This is a genomic window from Lysinibacillus sp. Bpr_S20, from assembly GCF_023337835.1.
Taxonomy (GTDB): domain Bacteria; phylum Bacillota; class Bacilli; order Bacillales_A; family Planococcaceae; genus Lysinibacillus.
Genome location: NZ_JALNLQ010000001.1, coordinates 896,601 through 919,663, shown reverse-complemented (window position 1 = coordinate 919,663; position 23,063 = coordinate 896,601). Strand labels below are relative to the sequence as shown.

The window sequence follows — 23,063 nt, the reverse complement described above, 5'->3', positions numbered from 1 at the left end:
GATGTGTATAAGAGACAGGTTGGACCCGTTGCTCCTGTTGCTCCGGTTGGACCTGTGGCACCCGTTGCTCCTGTTGCTCCGGTTGCTCCAGTAGCTCCTGTTGCTCCTGTTGCTCCTGTTGCTCCTGTTTCTCCTGTGGCTCCTGTAGCACCTGTACCTCCTGTTTCTCCTGTGGCTCCTGTAGCACCTGTACCTCCTGTAGCCCCAGTTGGCCCCGTTGGCCCTCCAGCTGGTCCAGTTGGTCCAGTCGGTCCAGGGGGTCCTGTAATATTTTGGGCAGACAATACATTCTCCAACTTGTTTTGCAGTAGTAATTCATTTTGGGCTACTGCCTTTAACGTGCTTTGTACACTTGTGTTCACATTTAAAATATCGGTGATAGTCGCTATTGGTGCAGTAACTCCAGGCAGTGTACCGAGTACAAATTGAAGCTTTTCGCCTTCTGCATTTAGTATATGGCTAAGCCCTAGTTCTTCCAGTGCAATCGAGGACAGTAATAGGGAAATAGCATCATCACGAGTCAAAGTAATACTCGGTGTAATATTAGGTAAATTCGGTTGTGACACTAACATGTCTCCTTTCATTTTATTTGTTCTATATTCTCTTTGTTTGAACAAGAGAGAAGTATCAAACAATATAATGTATGAAATCGGCTAGACAATGGTATAAACGGGAGTCTACATTTTTGAAAATTATGCTTTTGACTATAAAAGCGTCAAGACTAAAAAATTATATTTGTTCTGAACCTTTACCAATAAAAACACCTATTAAACTAAAAAAGCGATTTAAAGGGAAGCCAATCAAATGCTCTGACACATAATCAGGTATATAAACCTCTGTACCAACTCAATAACATCCTTCATGCCTATAGGGGTTTGTATCAGGATACTCAAGGTTATTAAAAGGTTTTTTAGTGCCGATTACGATAAGTATTTTCCTTTCCTGAGGTAACCACATATTTGCATTGACTGGACACTCTACTTTTACATAATAATTTGGCGGTTTCTCCATACACTCCATTACTACCTGAAACTTTTTCATCCGTGGAACATTTTCAATTACATAAACCTTGGTTGTGCAAGAACTACATGTCAGAAAAACTGCAAAAATAAACCATCACCTGTACGAGTACCATATATGTCTGCAATGTTGCTATTGCGTGTACAAGGGAAAGTTCCGATATAAATATCTGCATCCTGTTGATCTAAAACTGTAATTTTAGTTATATTTGTTTCATTTAAAGTGTGTTTAAAATTTATAAGGGTTACGCATGCTTTCTTGTCAATTTCAAACGATTCTAATGCCAGTATCGAGCATGCCTAAATCCATACTTCCGCAACTACTAAAGCAGCTTTTAGCTGTAATCAAATAGGTTCCCACCTTGAATATTTTCCTGATTGTTCAGAAAGGGATATCTAATATTTGGATGTTTAATATAACCATGGTCTTTTGTTAAATAAATTCCTATACTAGTAACATCTTATATATTGAGGTGGATAATATTGAATATATTCAAAACATCGGAAACATCGAAAACAAAGAAAACTGCTTTATCAAATGACTGGACTCTAATAACACATGAAAACTGTTCTGTATACATCAACATTGATAATCCCAATAAATTTTCTATTCATGATTGGGATGACGACGAAATGTTAATCTTAATTACAGAAGATAGTTCAGTTGAAATTCAAACTAATAGATATGATTTGAGACATAAGGTAAATCTACTAAATCGTTCAATCACTGTATTTGCTGAACCGAACGAAGAAGAATAAAATGTTGCTGAGCATCAAATTGATGCTCTTTTTGATGCCTGTAACAACGGGCATTTTGTAGAATGATAATAAAATTGTTATATTGACAATAGGGTCGTTAGAAACAAATAGAGTTATTTATAAAGGTGGGGTGAAATTGAATTTTCATTTCATCTTTCTCACTATTTTCGTAAAATAAAATCAAGAATATTTTAGGTATTCAATCATTCATTTTTGTTGAAATAAGATGAAGGAGAATATTTGAAAACATTATCATTTATCAACTAGACCTAGAATTAGTAGAAATAGCAACAGAGAAGATTACAATGCTTTACGAGGATATCGGATAACAGGAGAAATCATTTCTGAAGTACATACTGAAGCGTTATAGGACGGTATCTGTTTGTGCAGAAGCCATTGCGATTTTTCGAATGGACAAAAGAATTTCGACACAATTGTAGCGTTTAGGTATCATTATTCTGACGAAGTAAATAGAAATATTCGAGTGGTAAGTCGCGTATTACGATGAAAGAATTGGGTGAGAAGGTTTATTTGACTGGGCAAGCGGCTTCATCGAGGGTAGCAAGGCTTGATAAGATACTGTAAATCATGATAGCAATGTCCATGCATCTATGAATATTTATACTAAAAGTCCGTACCTAGAAACTTATCTGTCATTTATTAAAACACAGCAGCAATTTATTGTTAATAATTTTATAATTAATGGAGATAGTTGTTATCTTCTTAATGTAGGTTCCCGTCAAACGAAGTATAGATCAATTTTAAGTCATTTAAATCAGCATGCAAACTAAAAATAATAGTGCGATACCAGGCTCTCTCCATGGATAGCCTGGTATTTTTCAATTCCTTTCAATTTTCAACTTTTACATAAACGCTACTAAATAACTTCTCATCAATTAAGGCGTCCAGCTTCCACATACCACCATTTGGGAAAGTCATATTAGTTGGAGCATGGTTGTCTGCGCCACTGTTCGGTCCAAGTAATTTAGCATTTGAAACCAATTCCACTTCTCTACCTGTCAATTGGTGAGTTCCCTTGATGCGAAGGAAGTCTCCTGATTTAACGCTCTCTCCCCAAAAATGCCAGCCATATTTTCCTGTTTTGCTAGCGACTATTTTTTCTTCGTTACTATGAGTAAATCCTAATAACTGCGGTTTACCAATGAAGCTTAAATTTTCAGATGTAAAATACCCACTTTCTTGCCATTCATTTTCTTTTGCTTCTCCAACAAGTCTCGAACTATTACTTTGTAGAATGAGGTCGTTGGATTCTTTATGAGAGCAACCTACTAATACCAAGCCACAAATTGTAACGAAACCTATAATTCTTTTCACGTTTATTTCCCCTTTTTATTGTGGAACGATTATTTATCATTTTTTGTTACAAAATTTATCATTGTCATTTCCGTTATATTCTAAGTGTAATTGCACAATCTAAATTGTAACTAACAATAATGGAGGTTATAGCAATGAAAAAAATATTTTATATCGGAGCACTGACAGCATTCCTATTAAGTGCTTGTTCTTCTCATGATGAAGCTCCAGCTAGTGAACAAGCGGAAGCAAAAGAAAAAACTGTGAATGCAGAAACAAAAGAAAATCTTGAAAAAAGTTTTCTTTATGAATCGGAAGATCCGTTTACAAAGTGATTGAAGAAGGCAGATAACTAATTAAGGTTATCTGTTCTTTATTGTGTACTCTCCGAATACATTACATCACTGAAATTGTTCGTTTAAAAAACATTTTGAAGCCTACTAATATCAGTCCTTATCATGTGGAATTTGATCAATCATATGCGTTCTTAAGCTCATGTTTCATGACTGTTGTTAACTTTATAACTTAAAAATGCTTCATTTAAAAACAAGATTTTAATCAAACTTTATTTTCTTTAATTTAAAAACTGCACCCCCATTATTAATGGAGGTGCAGCTCAATATTTTTACTATGAATTCACGTCTAATTTACTTTGATTTTTCTTTCTTTTTAGAACAACAAACGAAATTGATGTCCCTTGGTTGAGTTTACTTTTAATTTGAAGTCCCTTACCATAATGTTGTTTTAAACGAAGATCTGTATTTAGCAATCCAATGCCAGTTGAAGTCTCCGATTTTCTTTCAAGTAAATGTTCCATTGTAACCTCATCCATTCCAATACCATCATCTGACACAGTGATCTCAATGTACGTGTCGCAATCTACAATGCGAATATGAATATTACCGCCATTTTCACGAGGTAAAATACCATGTTTCAGAGCATTTTCAATTAATGGTTGGATGGTCAGTGATGGGATCATGACATCTGTAGTAACTTCCAAATCCCACGTTGTATTGATCCGCTCCCCAAAACGTTCTTTATGAATATATAAATAGGATCGAACAAGATTTAACTCATCCTCAATTGGAACAAGCTTATCAATATTTTGGAATTTAAAAGATTCCCTTAAAAAATCACTCAGTGCTTCAAGTAGCTTACTCGTACGTTCGATGTCTATTTCACTTAATGTGATAATGGCATTTAATGTATTGAACAGAAAATGGGGCTGTATTTGTGCCTGAAGCCAGGCTGCCTCCATTCGAAGCCTTTCTTGTGCTGACTGTTTAACATCAGTTAGTGCCTTTACTCTTGACCTTAACTCTAAAGCGTCCACTGGCTTTGTGACATAATCATTGGCACCGGCTAAAAATCCATTTTTAATGTCTTGAGACTGGCTTCTTGCCGTAAGAAGTAACACAGGAAGTTCCGTTATTGAAAATTGTTGACGAACCGTTCGTACTAGTTCGTAACCAGACATTGTTGGCATCATGACGTCTGAAATGATCAAATCCCACTCTTGAGACATTATTATTTCGAGAGCTCTACTACCACTTGTAACCGTCACTATGTCGTATTTCTCTATTGAAAGGATTGTTTCGATCACTCTTAAATTAACTGGATCATCATCGACAACCAAAACTCTTGGGCGTTGTTTTACAAAAAATGAATGATCTTCAATTGTATCATTACATGTATTTGTTGAAGTAACGACCGCAGATTCTACCTTCGTACTTGAAAGCAACTCCAAATCTTCTGTGACCTCTTGTCTATCAGATATAGGTAAGGTAAAAGTAAAAACTGACCCCTGACCAACAACTGAAGTTGCCTGTAATGTTCCCCCATGCAGTTCAACCAAACGATTACTAATACTTAATCCTAGCCCAAATCCACCTTCAATCATCGCCTTACTAAGAGTACCTTGCTCATATGGTTCAAAAATACGCAAGATGGTTTCCTCATCCATACCAATACCTGTATCCGCTATCACAATTTCCGCCATACCATTTTTCACATGGCCAGAAATTTTCACTTCACCTTCGTTCGTGTATTTCACTGCATTATGAAGTAAATTGAAAACAATTTGAATAACTTTATTTTCGTCTGCCATTACTTTGGGAAAATCTTCAGGAATTTGATTCATTAGCTGAATCTGCTTACCTTCCCTCATCACGTAGAGCATATCTAATACACCTGATACAATAGTGTGAATTGAAAAAGTTTTAAGCTGTAACTTTGGAGTATTGTCTTTTAAACTCATAACATCCAGTAAATCATCTAACATAAGTGACATTCGATTACCTACAGACAGTACTGTTTTTAAATCCTTAACACTCTTGTCACTGAGTACATGTTCTTCTCTTTCCAAAACAGCTTCCGAAATGTTAAGGATCCCATGAAGTGGATTTCGCAATTCATGAGACGTATTCGCAAGGAATTCATCCTTTAACTTATCATTCTTTTGTAGCTTAATAGCTAGTTCTTTCGTATCCGAATAGACTTTAGCATATCCTTTAAACCATAAAATAGCCAAACAAGCCACTGTTATAATAAGATCAAATGGATACATGACCACTTTAATTCCTAAAATGAGAAGGAGGCCATCCCAAATAAGATTATTAACAAATGCTAAAATGGCAAGAAGTAAAAAAATATTACTTTTTATCTCTTTAATAGATTTTCGCGTTACTGTTAGGATCGTTATAACTGCTGAAATCCCAAAAATCATAATATATATGCCTTGATTAGTTACTATATAGCGAGTAGGTAGGACGATTGCCAACAATGAAGCTATACCACAGAAAATACTAAACCAATGCATATATTTTATTACATGTTGAGGCAGCCAATGTTTTATACATTGAAGCAGTGAAAAGCCTATACCGACCATTGAAAGATGAACTAATTTAAAGCCCCAGTCATAATTAATCGGAAACCAATAAGATAATAATTTGTCATCGCTCGCTAATAGGTAATAAACCATCGTGCTAAACGATAAGAGAGAAAAGTAAAGTAATCTTCTTTCTTCCCTGTTTCCTACAAAAAATAAAATGATAGAATAGATCGCGTGTATTAAAAAAACCACCGCCACCAGTTGTTGCATAGTGATCGACAATTGAGTTTCCCAAGCTAGTATATCTTCTTTTCCTAATTTAATGGAGCGCACAATTCCACCATTACGAGGATCTTTAAAGTTAGCAGCCTGAACAACGATTTCGATCTCGGTGTGGCCATTAGCTTCAAATGAGACAGTATACGGTACGTTTTTGGCAACTGTTTTTTCTGCATTTTCTCCTATCTCACCTGATTTAGCTAATTGTCTACCATTTACATATATTTCTGAGGAGCTTCGAACACTCGGAACTCGAATACTGTAGGTTATCTTGTCATCCGGATTGACGAGTAATGTTAAGCGATAAGAACCGTAGCCATAAGGCGTTATCTCTTCTTCTTGAAAGGAAGTATTCCACCCTTCTGGAACCTGTATGTATTTAGCATGATCCTTTTTAGATTCTAATTGTTTTTCTTCGCTAATCATCCATTTATAAGGATAAAACTCCCACTCACCATCAAGTGTAATAGCATGACTATCATTAAAATTCCAATTCCTTAAATCCATTTGCCCTTTAACAGCATAGGGTTGCTCCGTACCATTAAATATCTCTAGCCATAAAATTCGTGAGCCTGTCAGAAATATAAGAAACAAGCTAATGATGAGAGCAATTTTTCTTCTTTTCATTCATCATAATTGTCAAAAGGTATAGTGTGTTTTTCAAATATAAACACAGCTCCTTAGGCCAAATCACACCTCCTACGATATTTTATGCTAACAGAGTTACCGTAACATTTAAATCTAATTTTCATTTAAATCCAAAATTTCCAATTACGTAATCTAATAATTAACAAAAAAAGTACTTATTTAGATTGAAGTACATTTTTACAACCATTAAAAAAATCACCACAACCGAACTTGGTGATTTTAAATAGTAGTCAAACGCACTTTGTTTGTAGTCATTGCAAATGGCAAAAAACGTTATTAGAATGTTTAAGAGATCTTGAAAGCAACCGAATTATCCTTGTGGTAAGCTAGTTTCGATGAATAACTAATATATCTTCGGGCTTTTGTAATAAAGCTGTAGGAAACGCCCCTTCTAATTTATCTTTAGTGCCTTCTCCCCATAATGCACCAAAGCTCATGATACCAGCCGCATTAGCCGCTAAAATATCAGTGGGCTGATCGCCAATATAAAGACAATCCTTTGGTTCAATCTGTAATTCATTTACAGCTTTTAATAAAGGCTCGGGGTTGGGCTTAGGCTTTTTACAATCATCTAGCCCTACAATCACATTGAAAAATGGATAGAGTTCTGTATGTAATAATTCTTGGACAATATATTTTTTATATTTGGACGATACAATGCCCATTGTCACCTGTCTATTCTTTAATTCCGTTAATATATCATAAATGCCGTTATATTTTTTTACATGATTGTTACACATTTCATAGTGTTTAAAAAAGGTCGCCAACACTTCATCTTTTTGATCATTAAACCATTCATCAATTATTCTAGTAATTGGTTTTCCAATCAAATAACTTTTTTCTTCTTCAGTAAGTTTTCTTTTTTTAAATAGTTCTAGGCTGCCACAGCATGCTTGAATGTAACAGCTTTCACTGTCATGCAGTGTTCCATCTAGATCAAACAAAATAGTTTGCATAATTCCCTCCTAAAACTCCAATAGCTTTAACTGTTTAAGAGCATATTCTGTAGTCATTGTAATGTTTTCTGGGATCTCATTTATTGAAAACCACTGCACATCCTCCAAAGCATGGGGCTCTCTATTTTGTACTTCCCCATTCGTAATACGAGCTGTGAAAGTAGGTGCAACATAATGTACATCTTCTGATTGAATAATATGATTGGTCACACATACCAATTGTGTAATTTCAATTTCCACACCAAGCTCTTCCTTAATCTCACGCATGATCGCATTTTCTATTGTTTCCATGTAGTCCACCTTGCCACCAGGTAAGCTCCAGCAGCCAGCTTCTGGTGCTTTTTTACGTAAAACAAGTAACACTTTGTTCGCCTCATCTAGGATAACTGCCCCCACGCCAACTTTTGGCAATTTTTGTTTTTCCATATACATGTCCTCCACTTATTTGATTCCCCCTTATCAAAGCCTATTATTAGTAAAATATTTGTAAGAGTAGCTATAAGATAAGATTACTTTCTAATTTCGAGATTATTTTTTATTATAAAGGGTAAAATATTTTATTTCTCTAAGTTAGATGATTACCTTCTCTCCTTTCTACTGCTTTACGTATTATAGAATATAGAAAGGAGGGATGTAAAAATGGGCTGTTCAGGTACAGGTTACGGCACGGGGTCCGCTTTTGCCCTAATTGTAGTATTATTTATTCTTTTGATTATCGTTGGCGCTACTTTCATGAGGTACTAAAAAAATGACACCGCCAATATCTCAATTGCTCATACTTTTCCTAGGGTAATAATAAAGTATCCCTTACCTTCTAAATGAATTACGAAGGGTCGCTTTCCTCCGGCGACCCTTTTTTACTTTGAACATAAGCTGTTCACTTTCGAGGGGAAAAATAGTGCTACTCGATACAAGTTCTTCGGGTTATAATGGATTCTATCATTCGTTCCCTAAATCCATTTCCTTTATAAATTTATAAAGATACATACAAAAACATGAAAGTCCAACCGATAGAATAATTCCGCCAGCTATGAAATTCGATAAAATGTATCCTTTCATCATTACTAGGAAACTATCTGTACCCATGCTTCCATCCATTTTTATAGTTAAATAGTCATTTGCTGAATCTAGCCCATTTTCAACACCGTTTATTATTAGTAAAAATCCGATTGCGGTTAGGACAATTGTAAACACTCCAAATCCATACTTTTTAAAATACTTCATCCTGTCATCCTTTCTCCCCTTCTTAAATTACCCTATTAGAGATGGATCCAACCAATAATATTTTATGAGGTTTGACCTTTTATGAGAGAAAAAATATTCGTATCATACGGAACACCGTTTTGATGCATATAGTTTTTTAATATTCCTTCTTTTTCAAAGCCTAATTTCGTTAATAACTTGTTTGAAGCTTCATTTTCAGTAAAAACAATAGCTCCAATACGCATTAAACCCATTTCTTGAAAGCCAAAAGATATGACTCTATTTACAGCTTCCTTTGCATACCCTTTCCCCCAGCTCTCAGGAAATAGTGCATAGCTGATGTCAGCTCTTTTATGCTCAGTAGACCATTCCTGAAAACCAATCGTACCAATAATTCCTTCTTGTTCTTTTAAAGCAATTCCCCATTTAATACCGCGTTTTTCATGATAATTATTTGAAAAATTATGAATGATTTCTTTAACCTGCTCTAAACTTGTTAATGGATTCTGCCCATAATGGCGTAATACATCAGCATTAGAAAAGCAATTTAAAACATCTTGGGCGTCCAGTTCAGTAAGTTCTCTTAACACTAACCGTTCAGTTTCTAAAATAGGAAACATTTACTCCACTCCATTTCCAAATAAGGTATTATTTAATTCTATCTAATAAAAAGAGAAATGCATAACTAATTTTTTATTACTATGTTTTTCCAACAAATTCTGTAAAAATAATAACTTGCCGTGGACAATCCTACACTTAATAGCTCTTACTAGATGAATTATGAAATGGTCTCTCACAAATCAGTTTCTTATAATGCTATCTTCAACTCGTAGCGCTGAAATAATTTATTATACTTCGGCATTCATCCCACCATACATAAGGTAATTGGCCCTGAGTTTATTACTCTTTACAACATAGTATAAAGAAAAAAAGGAAGTATCATTTGTTTGTAGCTGTAATTTTAATCGCACAGCATTGTCCCTATTTGATTGCACCGTATTCTCTATTTCAGCAATAATGCAGATCGCCGCTGTAGCTTATCAGCCCTTAATTGTGGCGCTTGCTTATATGGGCCTAGAGGAAGTGGGTAATCCCATTCAAGCGTAAGTCATAATTTCAAAATAATCTAAAAGACAAACTATGTAGAAATGGACGCCGTTTTATGGGAACCAATATTTTAAAATAACAGCAGAAAGTTGCCATTAGTCCCTTCTTTCCCAGTGCCCAAAGCTGTATATTTCTTTTCTTCAAATAATCCTGCTATAAATTTTTATAAGGAGGGGATTGTTTTGAGTTATCCATCTTATGGAGTAAATTCACCAGGTTCAAATTTTGCCTTTGCTATTGTTTTATTCATTCTATTGATTATTGCTGGTCTTGGCTTGTTTTATTTATTAAGAACTTTAGTATGGACCAGTGCGTAGTGTTACCAATTATCACTAATACTCAAAATAAAGTGTGTTGGATACTACTTAAACATTTTTAAAGGCTTCTTAAAATTATGAATGGGCTAACGAACTATTGTTTGGCTCTATTCTAGGGCTTGCGTGTATGAACGGAAGTCCTTTTTCAATGCCTTTTCTTTTAAACCAAAATCATGATTGTCTTTTTTTAAATATTGAAAAATCACATAATTGGTATAGTGATATCTTAGGGTACCAGCAAATGGTGAGATATTTTTGGGTCATTTATATAGTGTCTATGAATGGAACCAGAATTGTGTTGGATAGTTGGATTTTATCAACTGTTTCATTTCAAAGACCCTGATGGGACCTTAATAGTTTGCAAATGTTAAACTTGTTACATTGAATTAGGCGTTTTGTACACTTCTTTTATCTTTTCAATTATTATTTTCCTATACATCCCTTTTAGCATGATTGGACTATCTTCTTTTACTACTATATTTTCAGGTGATATTTCTTCAAAGCTTCGGCCAATGTCAGTTCCTAATATGCTTATAATGGGTCTTAGTAGCATTTTGGGCATGGACAGTTTTTTGTATTTAGGGACAAATTTATCAAAAACAATTATTTTCCCTTCTTGTTTTAAAACCCTTGTCATCTCTTGAAAACATTTAGTTGCATCAGGTACTACCGAAAGGATTAAACTAGCTATGATATAGTCAAACGATTCATTTTCAAATTCAAGATTTTGAGCATCCATTTCTAAGAATGTTATTGTTGAATTTTCGAACTTCTTTTTTGCTATTCCGAGCATATCAGGTGAATAATCAATTGCCGTTATATTTAGGTTAGCGTGATTTATTAGCTCTAAATCAGCTCCTGTTCCTACACCGACAAACAGGATCTTTTGTTGATTATTGAATGGTATGGATTGAAATATTTGTTTTCGAGCATTTAAAAATTTCCCTGAATTAAAGAACTTATCGTAAATCGGAGAACCAATCTTATAGATAAATTTATTCCAAGAATTATTCAAACGTCTTCACTCCTACTACAATAGTTATTCCTCTAAATCCTATAATACATCCAATCATTTTCCTTTTGTAAAAAAATCACCTATTCAATAAACCTTTGACGATGAGTTAAAAAACCGATTACAATGAGTACGAGACTTTTCTTTATTTCTTGAAAACTCCTCCATTGTAGGATTAAACTTTTTCAGGACACCACTTCATGATAAGCCCAGCATGTGTTAGGCCACCACCAAACCCATAGATTAATAAAGTATCCCCACTAAAAATACATCAATTTTCATCATCTAGTTCCAGTACCTGGTACTAATCACAAGAAAAATTAAAAATTTATTACTTTAATTTCAAACTCAATCAAGTCGCTTCTTGGTAAATAAAAAAGGCATCAAGAAACCCTTGATACCTTTTTTAGTCTGTTTTTTTATCCACGACCAGCTTGGAATTCAGGATATAAGGTCATCCCGCCATCCGCAAATAGCGTAATGCCAGTTACATAACTTGCCTGTGAGGAAGCAAGCCAAACTGCGACTGCAGCAATTTCTTCTGGCTTTCCGATATATCCCATCGGAACCATGCTTTCCACATCTGCACGTTTTGCTGGATCTGCAAATTTTTCTGCATTTATAGGTGTATTGATCGCTCCAGGTCCGATGTTATTGACACGAATTCCCTTTGGAGCATATTCTAACGCTAACGTTTCAGTCATCAATTTAATGCCGCCTTTACTAGCGGCGTAATGCACGAATAATGGCCAAGGAATTTTCTCATGAACACTGGACATATTAATAACAGTACCTTTAATATCGTTCTCCACGAAGTATTTAATCGCTTCTCGACTTCCTAAAAATGCACCCGTTAAATTTGTATTGATGACTCTATTCCAGTCGCTTAACGGCATTTCATGGGATGCTACCGGATTTTCTATACCCGCATTATTAATCATTACATCGAGGGTTCCAAACTCTTTTATAGCGGTTTGAACAAGATTTATGACATCCGCTTCAACTGTAACATCACCTTTTACAGCAATGGCCTCTCCACCGGCTTTTTTAACCTCTTCAACGATAGCATTTACATCCGCTTCATTTGAACGGTAGTTAATAACTACTTTCGCTTTTTCTGCTGCAAAGCGAATGCCCATTGCTTTACCTAGTCCCGTTGCAGCACCTGTAATCACAACAACTTTTCCTTCTAAATCTGGATACATACAAGGCCCTCCCTTTTATCTTTTTGCTATTCCTAACATAATTCCAGCAGCGACTATAAAAACAATCCCTATAATAATGGCGATAAGTTGCCGCTTTGTTTTTTTCTCACCTAATATAAAAATTCCGCCTAGTGTAGCAATAACAATCCCCATTTGGGAAAGAGAAAAACTTGTTGCGACTCCTACACGTGGCTGAGAGATAAATAAAAACATATTTCCGGCTGCCCAGATTAAACCTGGGATTATATTACGAAAAGCATATTTGTTAAATGGTTTATGTTTAAATGTTAATAAAACTCCACCAATTACCATCCCGATAGCTTGCGGTAATAAAGCAGACCATCCACTTACATTAAATAAGCGTATTATGACCACATATACTAAATATCCGAAAGTTGAAACAAGTAAAATTAAAATTCCTTTTTTCAAATTGCTACCGTGTTCTTCTTTTTTCTCTTCTGGATTTGGAAGAGATGTAAGAACGATACCAACAATAATACTTATAAGTGCAAGAACTCCTAATATAACCGACATGGTTGTCGACCATTCATGGAACACAATTACACCAAATAAAGTGGTTGATACTAATTGTAGCCCTGTTGAAATAGGCATTGTTTTAGAAACACCAATTAAATCAATACTTTTCAATTGGTTTACTTGTCCTAAAGCCCAAAAGAGTCCTGATACAATGCCGACACCAAACACTATAAGAGATAACTCAGGCTTTACAAAAAAGTAAATACCTATAGAGAAAATAAGTGCACCAAACGTCGTCCCAAGTACTTGACTATAAGGTCCGCCACCTAGCTTGACGTTAAATAATACAATACTTCCCCAAAAGAGAGCTGGTAATATTGCTAAGATAATGTCCATTCTTTAAATTATTCACCTCTCTAATTGCTTTATTTGATTTAACAAAACATCTATAATACTCTTCTATGATGCGCGAAGAGGAATTTTTTATACTGTAAATTAGAACATCTTTTAAGTGGTTTAATTTGTTATGTAAAACTCTCACTTTTGTCACACAAAATAGACCAAGACGGCAATTAAGCTTCTTGGTCATAAAAAATCCCCTGTTTGCATGGTGGATTTTATAAAAATGTTTTCGTAAGGCTATCCACTATACAAAAAGTAGTTATCATCATAATAATATAATAAGCTAAATTTTAGCTTACACCGCCTTGAATTGTTACTGAGGGTCACTTTCAGACAGTGGCCCTTTATTCATTTCAATGATTTCCTAAAATTTCTAATAGCAAGGTTCTTTTTTGTTGGATAAATACCTCCTCAACTTTCTAAAATGATACATATTATAGGGATAGAAAGGAGGAATGCTTCATGGGATGGTTCAGTGGCAATTATAACAACAATTGTTGCTACGGAGGTTATAGCTATGGAGGTGGCAATAACGGTTCAGCATTTGTTCTAATTGTTGTTCTGTTCATTCTTTTAATAATTGTCGGCGCTACTTTCATAAGCTATTAAAGTCCTAAGTTTTTAAAGCTTTTCAATTCATTCAAGGTCACTTATACAGAGTGACCTTTTTTTACTCCCAAGCCTCTCTATATTCCCCAACTTTGATGGAAATTATTAATACAACAAGTATCCACTTAAATATTGTCGGCATTAGCTTCATTATGAATAAATAATACCCTTTAATAGAATCATTTCTTAAAACATTCATGAACAGTCATCACATTAGCATAACGGAAAGCACTTCATTGACTCTTATAAAGAAATTGTTCATGTATTTTTTATATTAGTAATAGCGTGGGTTCGGATTGTGCTGATGGTGGTGATGGTGGTGGTGCGGATGGCGATGATGTGTTGGATATGTTGTATGGGTTGGGTAGTAATGCATTGGGTAATAAGGATGGGTCGGGTAGTGATGGATTGGATGTGTTGTATGAGTCGGATAATAATGTGTTGGAGAAACCGGATAATATGGATGCCTTCCCCCATGTTGTCCTCCAAAAGTATCATGCCCGTAATCGTATCGCATAATTTTTCCTCCTTTCGATTTCGATATAGGTTATGCTATTTAAGGGTTAACAGTCTACGCAAATGCCTATAGGCTAGTTGAATCTCCTCCTCTTTACACCTACAAACAAAAGAACAATTACCACTCCAACTAATTTTTCTATGTACTTCCCCTTAAGCGCTGTCCACTTTTATGCGTAAAAAACTACTCATATTAGAGTAGTCTACTATTTATAGTTGTATCTTCACATTTTCCTGCATCGTATTGATTTTACGTTGAATAATCCATTCTGCAACGAATAAATTGGGTACCCAACATAACCAAGCAATTATAGCGTAACTAAGATTAAAACGTTCAAATCCAAATAGGACTGTAAACAAAGGTAGCCAAATTCTTAAAGTTACAGCTGCAAAAGTTAAAGAATAATTTCTGATCATCCACTTTTGATGATCACGAATTTTTTTATGTTTAATGTTAGCAAGAGCTTGGATTGCTGTTATCATCCATAATAGAGCTAAGAAACCAAACCCCAACTGAGACACCAATCCCCCTGTGGCGTAATAGGCTAAATAAAGCCCTGAAACACTACCTAAAAAAATACCTAGCATATAAATTTTCCCCATCATCCGATGACGATTTATATTTTTTTCCCTAAACCTTGAAAACAGTGTAAAGGGACCAATTACTAAAGCTACTATTCCAAATACGATATGCAAATAAAGCATTATGTACCAAAACGAATTCAATGTTGAATCTAACATAAGCTTCAATTGAACAAACCCCGCTTGATGTGCATCCATAAAAAAGTATTGAACTACGGAATATCCAGATATTAAAATTGCTAAACAAATAAATATAAGCCAAGTTTTTTTATGCATCATTCTATCTCCTAAAATTTTATTTGATTTTTACAATTCCCCTTCTTTTAACATGTTTAATTTACGAAAAGTTTTTCTTTCCTGTTCATACTGTAACATTTATTTTCAACACCTCCCCCTTTCACCAAATAAGTGGTAAAAATCAGTGTGTAAGAGGTATTATCTTTTAAATGAAATGTATTCACCCAAAGTAACATAGCTTTACTCAACTAATTCAACAGTAAGTGTAGTAACTGTCATTGGCGCTGTAGGTTGGACTGTCCCATCATAGCCAACCTTTACCTTATCACCAACCTTAAATGTTTCTTCTGGATTTTTCGCTATATTTACATATACAATTCCAGAAATCGCATCATTTTCAGCTTCAGTTACATACACAAAAGCCCCTCGATCGTCTATCACCTCTTCAATCACCCCAACAAAAGTTGCTTTAACTTCACTTTTACACATATACAATAAACTACAGCATATAAGAACTATAAATAGCAAAATAAATGCCTTTTTCAAAATGTTATCCCCCTAAATCTTAGAAGTGTCTTTTAGATTAATAATATCTTATTACAGGAGGATATTTCCATTCACTATTCAAATCCCATGTTTTTTCCTAGAAAAAGCCTGAGTTTTGTTAATCTTTAGCTGTCGCGGCACTAGAGGTTAACCCCGAACTTTGTCCTCACAGATAATGAAATTCCATATACAAAAAACCACCCAATTTAAACTGAGTGGCATACTGTAATAAATTTAAGTTTGTGTAATTCTGCGCGGTATTCTAAATCCTAAAGCTATAGCTGCACCTATACAGCTAGATAGACATCCTATGATCAAATAGATTGAAAGCGGTGATTCTCCAATTAGAACAGAGGCTATCCCACCAATTACCGGAAATAAAGCTACCATATATCCGCTTTTTGCAGCACCTATTCGTTCAACAAGCTTTAAATAAAATAGCCACGCTAGGAAAGATGCGATCAATGTTAAGTACAATAAAGCTGATATGTATGTTATTGATGTAGGAATGATGATCTTTTGCCCTTGTACCAAGACAATGATTGCCATTAAAATACTTCCTACAGTAAAACCAATAGCATTCGAATAAATAGGGTCAATCTTTACTCTGGCGTTTCTCGCAGAACTTACATCACCAATTGCTGTAAGTACTGTACCTAAAAGAGCTATTAAAATACCTTTTACAACAGCTAAGCTAGAAAAACTACTTAACGAAGGATAAATGAGTACACAAACACCAAATACCCCTAAAACTCCTCCAAATAACACACGAGGATGTAGTTGCTCTTTTAAGAAAATACGAAGAGCTAGCGGTGTCAAAATCACTTTTAATGAAAAGATTAATGTAACAATTGCTGCTGAGCTTAATATTGTTGCATAATATAAGCATAAATAACTTAAAGCAAAGTTACAGACACCAAACACAATGATGAAAGGCATATCTTTACGTGTTGGTATCCCTTTTGGCTTAAGAAACAATACAAGTGCAATAAATAAGATTGCAGTCATAACTAGTCGATACGTTAAGGATAATTCTAAGCTTACTGGGGTTCCTTGAATTTTCACTGCAATAAAATTCAATCCCCATACAATTAAACAAAATACATACATTAGATTTGTCACGATATTAATATACCTTCTGTCGTTCCTAAATTAACGAAACATCTAAAACAAGGAAATGATTCTCTCCTTTTGAAATTATCGCCTAATATATAGTATCATCGCATATCAACTTTGTAAAAAGGTTTTCTAATGTTATAGGTTTCAATTTTAATTCCTCTACTCCCTAACAACGCTAACAGGTCCGTTAAAAGCTTGGTAGAAAATTGAAAAATCTACTCAATACGCATCACCCTTTCCCTACCAACTAAAACTTTACTATGTTATGATTTTTTAAGATAAAATTTTCCATTTAAAAGAACAGAGATAAAGTTACATATAGGAGGGAACATGAATTATATAAAATCTTTACGCCGATATATTGGAACAAGTCCTATTACGTTCAGATACAGATGATTGGGGGCTTCCAGGCGGTGGAATGGAAATAGGAGATAGTTTTGAAGAAACTGCTCACAAAGAGTTGTATGAGGAAACAGGATTAATTGCCCAAGAATTGAAATTGGTTGGATTAGCTTCAGGGAAAAAGTTATATTACAAATTTCCACATGGAGATGAAATTTATAACGCGACGGCAATTTTTAAAGCAACAGCTGTAAAAGGCATTATTAAGCAAAATAAGGAAAGTAAAGATTTAAAATATTTCTCATTAGATCAGCTTCCAGATTTAAATTATACAACATTGAAATTACTAGAAAAGGTTGGCTATATTTCAACTGATTAGATTACGAAAAAGATTGTTAAGTTAGTCAAGTAAATTGAATAAATGCTACTACTTTAAGAATTGGAGGATCCTCTTATGAATAAAACAGTCACCTTTGCGGGTGATACTAAATATGAAGATAGAATACAAGAAACATTTACTTTTGAAGAATTAGGTATTGATGAGAATATGCACACTGAAGAAGTTAAAAAGAAAATAGATAAAATTTTTGAGGCTTGGGTTACTTCTAGACTCAATATTTCCTACAGTATCATCATACAAGGATTAAATGATACCTAATAACCTTGACCGAAATGAGTAGACAAAGGGCTGATATTGGTTCACGGCTTACGTCACATTTATGCTTCATACATATCAGAAGACCAAAAAGCTCAATCAAGTTTCCTTTTCGATGAATTATAGTAAATAAAAATGCCCATTAGGCTCTGAGGTACTCAGTCACCTAACAGGCAATTAATATAAAAATTTAAGAGTTAATCCCTTTGAAGTTTATTCCAAACTATATACTTTTGATCAGACTACTCTTGGATAGCCGCCTCTAAAGCAACAACGATCATATCGTTAAATGTAGTTTGGCGTTCTTCTGCTGATGTTACTTCACCAGTTAGAATGTGGTCACTTACTGTTAGGATAGAAAGTGCTTTACGGCCGTGTTTTGCTGCTAATGTGTAAAGTGCTGCTGATTCCATTTCTACAGCAAGTACGCCGTATTGAGCTAGTTTTTCATTTTGGTGCTCATCAGAATAGAACATATCTGCTGTGAAGATATTACCCACTTGTAAGTTTAAACCAGCTTCTTTACCTGCATTGTATGCTTTTAATAATAAATCAAAGTCAGAGATTGGCGCGAAGTCGATAGCGCTGCCCCAAATAATTTGGTTCATACGTGTATCAGATGTTGCTGCTTGCGCTAAAATTACGTCACGAACTTTTACATCTTTTTGAATTGCACCACAAGTACCTACGCGGATTAATTTTTGAACATCATATTCTTGCATTAATTCTGTAGCGTAAATCGAGATTGAAGGTACACCCATACCAGTACCTTGTACAGAAATACGTTTACCTTTATACGTACCTGTATAACCAAACATATTACGAACTTCGTTATAGCAAGTAACATCTTCTAAAAAAGTTTCAGCGATGTACTTAGCACGTAATGGATCTCCTGGAAGTAAAATTGTATCAGCGATTTCGCCTTTTTTTGCATTAATATGAATACTCATACTGCAATCCCTCTTTTCTGTCAGTTATCACTTTAAATAATACTGTGTTTCTCACATTTTCGCAATGCTAGACGTCTAGCAACTTGAAATAAATTATATTGTTTTCACTTATATCATACATGATCTACATATAATGCCCACAACTCATCAAATACGTCCGTTTTTAAGTTGTCTGTGGCATATGATTCAACATATGAAGAAAGCTCATCAAAGTCTGAGCTTTGCTTCGGAAAATTATGCTCATGGAACATTTCCTCCGCAAACCGTACCTTTGGATCTGACCAATCCCCACCTCTAAATGATAGTACATACAAATAAAAGCTCTTTTTCATACTAGGAATCCCCTCTTTACTTATCTGCTTTCCGCTAGTTTATCAAAAAATAACCTCACCGTCATAAAATTCATCTATTAATTATTCCCGTCTACTTTAAACCGAGGAACAATTTTCAAACGATGCTTGGTCCTTTATCACAAAAGAATACTATGAAATTTTTATCTAAGAAATGAAACAAATCAATTTTTATGTATACTTAAGAAACGACGACCACCATTATCTCAACTATGGTATGGAGAATTGCATTAACATTTGAATATAGTAATGCTGAAGCAAATGATTTTGTCCATGTGAATGGCATTATGCTGAACAATCCATAGTTTACGTAATCTTATTCTAGTATTTTATTATAATTCATCACTGGAGATCATAATATCTAAAGGAGAGGACAATGTACATTAATTTAAATCATTACTTTAAAAAATTAATGGTGTATATCCCTTAAGAAGAAATTCGCCCTCGAGATTTTCAGAGCGAGAAAAAATGGATTAGTTCAAACTATAAATTTGGAATGCCGGGTAAAAGGAAAAATTTAAAGGAAGTTTTTTGGCATGTTGAGATAAAGCCATTGTAAGAATATGCCTAATTTTTTATCTGTAGCTTCGTTGGACCTTCCCGTCACTTTGTTTAAATAAATACTTTAAACCGAATCATTACTCCTATACTTTGGTGATTTAAGTTTTCTTAATGAGGTGGATTACATGTTTAAATCGTTAAAAATGCAATTTATTTTGTTATCAATTGCTTCAATTCTTTTTACGATCTATACTTACCTGAATATAAATAATCCTGATTTGCAGATTAGCAAACTAAGGGTAAATCTTTATTATTTTATAACAATTTATAGTGCATTTGTCGCCGGACTTCATACACAAAAATATATTCAATCAAAAAGAGAAAAATAAAGTAAATAAAATATGAGCGTTTACGATTTTATCATATTAGTAAGAAAAACGTCCTCAAGTGATGATATTTTTGGGATTTTATACCATACCGTATAAAAACTCCTAGCAAGGTACATTCTGCTAGGAGTTTTTATTATTTAAATAATGAAAGATATTTTTCATAGCCTTCTTTTTCTAAATCCTCTTTCGGTACAAAGCGAAGGGCAGCGGAGTTAATACAATAGCGTAAGCCTCCAAGTTCACGTGGTCCATCAGGAAAGACATGTCCTAGATGAGAATCAGCTTCGTTGCTTCGAACCTCTACGCGGCGCATTCCGTGAGAAGTATCGAAATGCTCTGTTACTTCTTCCTTTTCAATCGGCTTTGCGAACGCTGGCCAGCCACAGCCGGAATCGAATTTATCGAGTGAACTAAATAACGGCTTCCCTGACACGATATCTACATAAATACCCTCTTCAAAGTGCTTATCAAATTCATTACGGAACGGTGGCTCTGTGCCATTTTCCTGTGTCACGTAATATTGCATGTCCGTTAACTCTTTTAAACGTTGTTCTTTATTCATTTTTCAGCCCCCCAGTGTTTCTCCTGAAACGCTTTGCGACCAGATCCTATAGCATAGCGCTCGTAGTGCATTGGATTTTTCTTATAATAATATTGGTGATACGTTTCTGCTGGGTAAAACAAACTTGCCGGTACAATTTTCACCGCGATAGGTTTATCAAATTTACCTGATGCTTGTAAATCTGCTTTGGAACGCTCAGCCAAACCACGTTGCTCCTCATTGTGGTAAAAAATTGCGGTTGTGTAGGACTCGCCACGATCATAAAATTGTCCTCCAGTGTCTGTTGGATCAATTAATGTCCAATATACCGCGAGTAATTGCTCATAAGAATAGTACTCGTCGTCATACACAATTTGAACCGCTTCAACATGCCCTGTTGTTTCCGAACAAACTTGTTCATATGTTGGATTGACAACATGTCCACCCGTATAACCAGAAATTACTGATTCAATGCCAGGTGTTTCGTCAAAAGGCTTCACCATACACCAAAAACAACCACCTGCAAATGTTGCAAATTGCTTTGCCATTCATCCCACTCCTTATTCTCCAGGAACAATAACTTCCAGTAAAATCTTATCCTTAGGCAAGTCTAATTCTTTTGCTTTAATCCGGGATCCTGAAGCAATGTTAATGCGGGATAAGTCAATATAAATTTCCGCCTTACTTGGATTTACTGAAATCCAAGATGGGAAATCCACTGTGTCCCGCATAATTTTCATAGTTGTCTCAGGCGGAATATTTAACAGTCCAACATTCATTCCCGTCTGTTTTAAAATAATATTCCCTTTGTCATCCACTATCGGATCGAAGTTCATTGAAATATCAATTTCAGTATAGAAAACTTTTAATGTACTTTTTAATTGAATATCATCACCAATTGTAAAATCCAACGGTAAGGGTGATCCGGCATCTTTCAAATATTTCTTCGTTATAGATTCTAATTCCTTCGTTGTTGTTTGCACAACGAGTACATTTCCTTTTACTTCACTTTCACCTTTTGAACTCTCCGCTACATTTACACCTTCTATTGGTCTAGTTACTAAAAAGACGACGAGGAGGATTGCAAAAAGCACTGTGCCCGCAAAGGCAAAAAAAGCAAATTTCCATTTATTCATTTCGTCACTCCTCGAAGCCTATTTCCTTGTTGATCTTTTGTTCCATGTTACACTTCTCCATTGCTTTTAAAATTCGATCATTCATTTTTTCATAACCTTTTGCATTTGGATGGAAGAAATCCGTATGATAAACGAGCTCTTTATTTGAATCAAACAGGTCCTCCACTGAGACATAGCACGCATTTTGGTCTTTTTTTGCTATGTCTTCAATGACTTTATTCCATTCCGTAATAATCGTATCAAATTCATTCGCTTCATTTGTCACAATTGAGAATGGATTATAAAAACCGATAAGTAATAATGGCACTGTTGGATTTTTCTCTCGTATGCCTTCAATAATTTTACTATAACGCTTTTTATATGCTTTTAATTCTTTATCAAAAGCATCCTTTTTCAAATTAAACAGATCGTGTTTGACAATCTTCATGACATCATTTCCACCCATTGTAATTGAAATGAGCTGTGCTTTTTGCAACTCTTCATCATAATGCCCTTTTTCCACTAATTTTAATAGCTGATCACTACGTCTTCCTCTTTTTCCTCGATTATCGACTTCAACATCGGAAATCGAGGGCCAAGCTATTAATGAATCTGCTAATCTTCCAACATAACCGTCTTTACTATACTCATCACCTACACCGGCTGTTAAAGAATCTCCGAGTGCTAAGTAATGTAGTTGCTTTGCGTTATTATCATCAATTTTCCGTAAATCCTCTGGTGATGGCTCAAAAAAATGTTCAAAAATTTGCGTCAATACATTCTTTGAGGTTTTTTCCTCATTTTCTGTTTGTTGCTCATCCTGTTTCATATCTTGCTCCGTCCCTGCGTGCTCCCCTTCTGGTTCTGCTTGCGGATTCGGTTCATCTATTGATATTGTACAACCACTAAGTACTAAGACGGTCAAACATGACAAAACTATCATTCGCCAAATGTTCATTTGACCACCTTCCATCATTTACTTACTTCTATTATAGAATAGTTCATGCTGCAATGAAAAGTGACTATACCTAAGTATTGAGTAAAAATATGGTTTAACATGCACTTTTCAACAATTACATGAAA

Annotated in this window: 28 protein-coding genes and 1 pseudogene; 9 read left to right on the top strand and 20 right to left on the bottom strand. The window is 34.8% G+C overall.

The genetic code is table 11. The annotated features are described in order from the left end of the window. Both MWJ95_RS04660 and MWJ95_RS04655 read right to left on the bottom strand, forming a co-directional pair. Window positions 1–566, bottom strand: a 566-nt coding sequence (locus MWJ95_RS04660) for an alpha-helical endospore appendage domain-containing protein (protein WP_481817340.1), incomplete at its 3' end; no start/stop codon positions are given. Window positions 567–1,091: 525 nt separating this feature from the next. Next, window positions 1,092–1,259, bottom strand: a complete 168-nt coding sequence (locus MWJ95_RS04655; protein ID WP_249072558.1) for a hypothetical protein — start codon at window positions 1,257–1,259, stop codon at window positions 1,092–1,094. Between the two features lie 243 nt (window positions 1,260–1,502). Here MWJ95_RS04655 and MWJ95_RS04650 point away from each other — a divergent pair, with 243 nt between their 5' ends. Next, window positions 1,503–1,778 carry a hypothetical protein gene (locus MWJ95_RS04650; RefSeq protein WP_249104506.1) on the top strand — a complete coding sequence of 92 codons (276 nt, stop codon included), beginning with the start codon at window positions 1,503–1,505 and terminating at the stop codon, window positions 1,776–1,778. A 504-nt stretch (window positions 1,779–2,282) separates the two neighbouring features. Continuing rightward, window positions 2,283–2,569: pseudogene (locus MWJ95_RS04645) on the top strand (Lrp/AsnC family transcriptional regulator). Window positions 2,570–2,627: 58 nt separating this feature from the next. Here the strand turns inward: MWJ95_RS04645 and MWJ95_RS04640 are convergent. Beyond that, on the bottom strand, window positions 2,628–3,113 hold the full coding sequence (locus MWJ95_RS04640; RefSeq protein WP_249072544.1) for a hypothetical protein: 486 nt from the start codon (window positions 3,111–3,113) through the stop codon (window positions 2,628–2,630). A gap of 134 nt (window positions 3,114–3,247) precedes the next feature. Here MWJ95_RS04640 and MWJ95_RS04635 point away from each other — a divergent pair, with 134 nt between their 5' ends. After that, complete coding sequence (locus MWJ95_RS04635; RefSeq protein WP_249072543.1) at window positions 3,248–3,427, top strand: hypothetical protein; 180 nt, start codon at window positions 3,248–3,250, stop codon at window positions 3,425–3,427. A gap of 293 nt (window positions 3,428–3,720) precedes the next feature. Here the strand turns inward: MWJ95_RS04635 and MWJ95_RS04630 are convergent, their stop codons facing one another. From MWJ95_RS04630 to MWJ95_RS04620, 3 genes are all read right to left on the bottom strand, one after another. Next, window positions 3,721–6,828, bottom strand: a complete 3,108-nt coding sequence (locus MWJ95_RS04630; protein ID WP_249072542.1) for a hybrid sensor histidine kinase/response regulator — start codon at window positions 6,826–6,828, stop codon at window positions 3,721–3,723. A gap of 347 nt (window positions 6,829–7,175) precedes the next feature. Beyond that, window positions 7,176–7,805 carry an HAD family hydrolase gene (locus MWJ95_RS04625; protein WP_249104504.1) on the bottom strand — a complete coding sequence of 210 codons (630 nt, stop codon included), beginning with the start codon at window positions 7,803–7,805 and terminating at the stop codon, window positions 7,176–7,178. A gap of 9 nt (window positions 7,806–7,814) precedes the next feature. Beyond that, a complete protein-coding gene (locus MWJ95_RS04620) occupies window positions 7,815–8,231 on the bottom strand; it encodes an NUDIX domain-containing protein (protein WP_249072540.1) in 417 nt (138 codons plus the stop codon). A 213-nt stretch (window positions 8,232–8,444) separates the two neighbouring features. On the opposite strand from MWJ95_RS04620, the gene MWJ95_RS04615 reads away from it, so the two are divergent. Continuing rightward, a complete protein-coding gene (locus MWJ95_RS04615) occupies window positions 8,445–8,549 on the top strand; it encodes a YjcZ family sporulation protein (protein WP_249072539.1) in 105 nt (34 codons plus the stop codon). 195 nt (window positions 8,550–8,744) lie between these two features. Here the strand turns inward: MWJ95_RS04615 and MWJ95_RS04610 are convergent, their stop codons facing one another. Both MWJ95_RS04610 and MWJ95_RS04605 read right to left on the bottom strand, forming a co-directional pair. Then, the gene (locus tag MWJ95_RS04610) at window positions 8,745–9,029 is read right to left on the bottom strand and encodes a hypothetical protein (protein ID WP_249072538.1); all 285 of its coding nucleotides are present in this window, start codon (window positions 9,027–9,029) and stop codon (window positions 8,745–8,747) included. A gap of 62 nt (window positions 9,030–9,091) precedes the next feature. Further along, window positions 9,092–9,628 carry a GNAT family N-acetyltransferase gene (locus MWJ95_RS04605; RefSeq protein WP_249072537.1) on the bottom strand — a complete coding sequence of 179 codons (537 nt, stop codon included), beginning with the start codon at window positions 9,626–9,628 and terminating at the stop codon, window positions 9,092–9,094. A 669-nt stretch (window positions 9,629–10,297) separates the two neighbouring features. Between MWJ95_RS04605 and MWJ95_RS04600 the strand changes: the two genes are divergently transcribed. Beyond that, complete coding sequence (locus MWJ95_RS04600) at window positions 10,298–10,432, top strand: YjcZ family sporulation protein (protein WP_249072536.1); 135 nt, start codon at window positions 10,298–10,300, stop codon at window positions 10,430–10,432. Between the two features lie 376 nt (window positions 10,433–10,808). Here the strand turns inward: MWJ95_RS04600 and MWJ95_RS04595 are convergent, their stop codons facing one another. The 3 genes from MWJ95_RS04595 to MWJ95_RS04585 form a co-directional block, all read right to left on the bottom strand. Next, window positions 10,809–11,447: a class I SAM-dependent methyltransferase gene (locus MWJ95_RS04595; RefSeq protein WP_249072535.1), complete on the bottom strand. Its 639-nt coding sequence runs from the start codon at window positions 11,445–11,447 to the stop codon at window positions 10,809–10,811. Window positions 11,448–11,863: 416 nt separating this feature from the next. After that, window positions 11,864–12,649, bottom strand: coding sequence for a glucose 1-dehydrogenase (gdh, locus tag MWJ95_RS04590; RefSeq protein ID WP_249072534.1), 786 nt, complete (start codon window positions 12,647–12,649; stop codon window positions 11,864–11,866). 15 nt (window positions 12,650–12,664) lie between these two features. Continuing rightward, complete coding sequence (locus tag MWJ95_RS04585; protein WP_249072533.1) at window positions 12,665–13,522, bottom strand: RhaT/GlcU family sugar-proton symporter; 858 nt, start codon at window positions 13,520–13,522, stop codon at window positions 12,665–12,667. 468 nt (window positions 13,523–13,990) lie between these two features. Between MWJ95_RS04585 and MWJ95_RS04580 the strand changes: the two genes are divergently transcribed. Next, window positions 13,991–14,137: a YjcZ family sporulation protein gene (locus MWJ95_RS04580; protein WP_249072532.1), complete on the top strand. Its 147-nt coding sequence runs from the start codon at window positions 13,991–13,993 to the stop codon at window positions 14,135–14,137. A 348-nt stretch (window positions 14,138–14,485) separates the two neighbouring features. After that, the gene (locus MWJ95_RS04575) at window positions 14,486–14,656 is read left to right on the top strand and encodes a hypothetical protein (RefSeq protein ID WP_249104502.1); all 171 of its coding nucleotides are present in this window, start codon (window positions 14,486–14,488) and stop codon (window positions 14,654–14,656) included. A gap of 207 nt (window positions 14,657–14,863) precedes the next feature. Here MWJ95_RS04575 and MWJ95_RS04570 read toward each other — a convergent pair whose 3' ends face one another. From MWJ95_RS04570 to MWJ95_RS04560, 3 genes are all read right to left on the bottom strand, one after another. After that, a complete protein-coding gene (locus MWJ95_RS04570) occupies window positions 14,864–15,511 on the bottom strand; it encodes a DUF2306 domain-containing protein (RefSeq protein WP_249104536.1) in 648 nt (215 codons plus the stop codon). A gap of 201 nt (window positions 15,512–15,712) precedes the next feature. After that, on the bottom strand, window positions 15,713–16,018 hold the full coding sequence (locus tag MWJ95_RS04565) for a DUF4131 domain-containing protein (protein WP_249072529.1): 306 nt from the start codon (window positions 16,016–16,018) through the stop codon (window positions 15,713–15,715). Window positions 16,019–16,252: 234 nt separating this feature from the next. Further along, a complete protein-coding gene (locus tag MWJ95_RS04560) occupies window positions 16,253–17,140 on the bottom strand; it encodes a DMT family transporter (RefSeq protein WP_249104500.1) in 888 nt (295 codons plus the stop codon). Window positions 17,141–17,555: 415 nt separating this feature from the next. On the opposite strand from MWJ95_RS04560, the gene MWJ95_RS04555 reads away from it, so the two are divergent. Continuing rightward, window positions 17,556–17,858, top strand: coding sequence for an NUDIX domain-containing protein (locus MWJ95_RS04555; RefSeq protein ID WP_249104499.1), 303 nt, complete (start codon window positions 17,556–17,558; stop codon window positions 17,856–17,858). 75 nt (window positions 17,859–17,933) lie between these two features. Beyond that, on the top strand, window positions 17,934–18,137 hold the full coding sequence (locus MWJ95_RS04550; RefSeq protein ID WP_249104497.1) for a hypothetical protein: 204 nt from the start codon (window positions 17,934–17,936) through the stop codon (window positions 18,135–18,137). A 239-nt stretch (window positions 18,138–18,376) separates the two neighbouring features. On the opposite strand, the gene deoD is transcribed toward MWJ95_RS04550, so the two are convergent. From deoD to MWJ95_RS04520, 6 genes are all read right to left on the bottom strand, one after another. Beyond that, window positions 18,377–19,084, bottom strand: a complete 708-nt coding sequence (gene deoD, locus MWJ95_RS04545) for a purine-nucleoside phosphorylase (protein WP_132357991.1) — start codon at window positions 19,082–19,084, stop codon at window positions 18,377–18,379. A gap of 113 nt (window positions 19,085–19,197) precedes the next feature. Continuing rightward, window positions 19,198–19,416, bottom strand: coding sequence for a YozE family protein (locus MWJ95_RS04540; RefSeq protein WP_249104495.1), 219 nt, complete (start codon window positions 19,414–19,416; stop codon window positions 19,198–19,200). A gap of 1,041 nt (window positions 19,417–20,457) precedes the next feature. After that, window positions 20,458–20,886: a peptide-methionine (R)-S-oxide reductase MsrB gene (gene msrB, locus MWJ95_RS04535; protein ID WP_249072526.1), complete on the bottom strand. Its 429-nt coding sequence runs from the start codon at window positions 20,884–20,886 to the stop codon at window positions 20,458–20,460. Beyond that, window positions 20,883–21,413 (bottom strand): peptide-methionine (S)-S-oxide reductase MsrA, encoded by a 531-nt coding sequence (gene msrA, locus MWJ95_RS04530; protein ID WP_249072525.1) that lies wholly within the window; start codon window positions 21,411–21,413, stop codon window positions 20,883–20,885. Before msrA ends, msrB begins: the two co-directional genes overlap by 4 nt. 12 nt (window positions 21,414–21,425) lie before the next feature. Further along, the gene (locus MWJ95_RS04525; RefSeq protein ID WP_249072524.1) at window positions 21,426–22,001 is read right to left on the bottom strand and encodes a YpmS family protein; all 576 of its coding nucleotides are present in this window, start codon (window positions 21,999–22,001) and stop codon (window positions 21,426–21,428) included. Between the two features lie 4 nt (window positions 22,002–22,005). Next, a complete protein-coding gene (locus tag MWJ95_RS04520) occupies window positions 22,006–22,938 on the bottom strand; it encodes a GDSL-type esterase/lipase family protein (protein WP_249104494.1) in 933 nt (310 codons plus the stop codon). Between the last annotated feature and the right edge of the window lie 125 nt (window positions 22,939–23,063).

What these genes read in the sequence shown, in the direction of transcription:
- MWJ95_RS04635 (WP_249072543.1), top strand. Translation starts at nt 3,248, where the DNA reads ATGAAAAAAATATTTTATATCGGAGCACTGACAGCATTCCTATTAAGT.
- MWJ95_RS04630 (WP_249072542.1), bottom strand. Translation starts at nt 6,828, where the DNA reads ATGAAAAGAAGAAAAATTGCTCTCATCATTAGCTTGTTTCTTATATTT.
- MWJ95_RS04625 (WP_249104504.1), bottom strand. Translation starts at nt 7,805, where the DNA reads ATGCAAACTATTTTGTTTGATCTAGATGGAACACTGCATGACAGTGAA.
- MWJ95_RS04620 (WP_249072540.1), bottom strand. Translation starts at nt 8,231, where the DNA reads ATGGAAAAACAAAAATTGCCAAAAGTTGGCGTGGGGGCAGTTATCCTA.
- MWJ95_RS04615 (WP_249072539.1), top strand. Translation starts at nt 8,445, where the DNA reads ATGGGCTGTTCAGGTACAGGTTACGGCACGGGGTCCGCTTTTGCCCTA.
- MWJ95_RS04610 (WP_249072538.1), bottom strand. Translation starts at nt 9,029, where the DNA reads ATGAAGTATTTTAAAAAGTATGGATTTGGAGTGTTTACAATTGTCCTA.
- MWJ95_RS04605 (WP_249072537.1), bottom strand. Translation starts at nt 9,628, where the DNA reads ATGTTTCCTATTTTAGAAACTGAACGGTTAGTGTTAAGAGAACTTACT.
- gdh (WP_249072534.1), bottom strand. Translation starts at nt 12,649, where the DNA reads ATGTATCCAGATTTAGAAGGAAAAGTTGTTGTGATTACAGGTGCTGCA.
- MWJ95_RS04585 (WP_249072533.1), bottom strand. Translation starts at nt 13,522, where the DNA reads ATGGACATTATCTTAGCAATATTACCAGCTCTCTTTTGGGGAAGTATT.
- MWJ95_RS04580 (WP_249072532.1), top strand. Translation starts at nt 13,991, where the DNA reads ATGGGATGGTTCAGTGGCAATTATAACAACAATTGTTGCTACGGAGGT.
- MWJ95_RS04575 (WP_249104502.1), top strand. Translation starts at nt 14,486, where the DNA reads ATGTTGTATGGGTTGGGTAGTAATGCATTGGGTAATAAGGATGGGTCG.
- MWJ95_RS04570 (WP_249104536.1), bottom strand. Translation starts at nt 15,511, where the DNA reads ATGCATAAAAAAACTTGGCTTATATTTATTTGTTTAGCAATTTTAATA.
- MWJ95_RS04555 (WP_249104499.1), top strand. Translation starts at nt 17,556, where the DNA reads ATGGAAATAGGAGATAGTTTTGAAGAAACTGCTCACAAAGAGTTGTAT.
- MWJ95_RS04550 (WP_249104497.1), top strand. Translation starts at nt 17,934, where the DNA reads ATGAATAAAACAGTCACCTTTGCGGGTGATACTAAATATGAAGATAGA.
- deoD (WP_132357991.1), bottom strand. Translation starts at nt 19,084, where the DNA reads ATGAGTATTCATATTAATGCAAAAAAAGGCGAAATCGCTGATACAATT.
- MWJ95_RS04540 (WP_249104495.1), bottom strand. Translation starts at nt 19,416, where the DNA reads ATGAAAAAGAGCTTTTATTTGTATGTACTATCATTTAGAGGTGGGGAT.
- msrB (WP_249072526.1), bottom strand. Translation starts at nt 20,886, where the DNA reads ATGAATAAAGAACAACGTTTAAAAGAGTTAACGGACATGCAATATTAC.
- msrA (WP_249072525.1), bottom strand. Translation starts at nt 21,413, where the DNA reads ATGGCAAAGCAATTTGCAACATTTGCAGGTGGTTGTTTTTGGTGTATG.
- MWJ95_RS04525 (WP_249072524.1), bottom strand. Translation starts at nt 22,001, where the DNA reads ATGAATAAATGGAAATTTGCTTTTTTTGCCTTTGCGGGCACAGTGCTT.
- MWJ95_RS04520 (WP_249104494.1), bottom strand. Translation starts at nt 22,938, where the DNA reads ATGAACATTTGGCGAATGATAGTTTTGTCATGTTTGACCGTCTTAGTA.